This window comes from Legionella bozemanae (genome assembly GCF_001648595.1).
Lineage (GTDB): Bacteria > Pseudomonadota > Gammaproteobacteria > Legionellales > Legionellaceae > Legionella > Legionella bozemanae.
This window is the reverse complement of the sequence record NZ_KV441808.1, coordinates 1-629: the sequence shown is the minus strand read 5'-3', so window position 1 is coordinate 629 and position 629 is coordinate 1. Positions and strand designations below refer to the sequence as shown.

The following is a 629-nucleotide window of genomic DNA, read 5'->3' as shown; positions in this document are numbered from 1 at the left end:
ATTTCATGATGGTACTAATTTGAGCTGCATTGAGGCTGCAGCACGTTTAAAACCAGAACTGAATGAGGGAATAGAAAAACAACTTGTTCATTTATCGAATATTATGACCAAGGGTGATAAAGAGAAGTTTAGTGATGGTTTAGCAGCAGCTCATTCCTATTTTATGAACGTGTCCAAAGATGCGGCCAATGTGCTTACGCAAAATATTTTAATTAATGCCACCCGTGAATCAGCCCTTGATGCCTTTGCTTTTGCTGGCGCGGATGCGGAGCTGATGAATTACACCAACAGTTCCAGTCTGCAAAAAATGCACGTGGCTGAAGCGAATAGTTTTTGGCTTGCAGGCTATCGGCTTCCTTATTATATGACTGTCTTTTGGATGCTGACTCTGTGTATTTTCCCTTTAGTGATGTTGTTAGCGCTGGTGCCTGGCTTGCATGGGGTATACATGATCTACATGCAAACCCAAGTGTTTTTATGGTCTTGGCCTCCGATGTTTATCATTATTCATTTTTTTGTGTCATTAGCGTCTTCCACCACCCTGACTTTATTTGGTTCTAAAAATGGTGGGGTTACTTTTTCAACAATTGATTCCATCGCCAGTATTCAAAGTAGCTTTGCGTATACGG

The 629-nt window shown here is 41.2% G+C and carries 1 protein-coding gene; it reads left to right on the top strand.

Going from position 1 to position 629, the window contains the following annotated elements; genetic code table 11:
* Positions 1-629: conjugal transfer protein TraG N-terminal domain-containing protein (locus tag A8O27_RS18335; RefSeq protein WP_162270510.1), on the top strand; the 629-nt coding region annotated here is incomplete at both ends.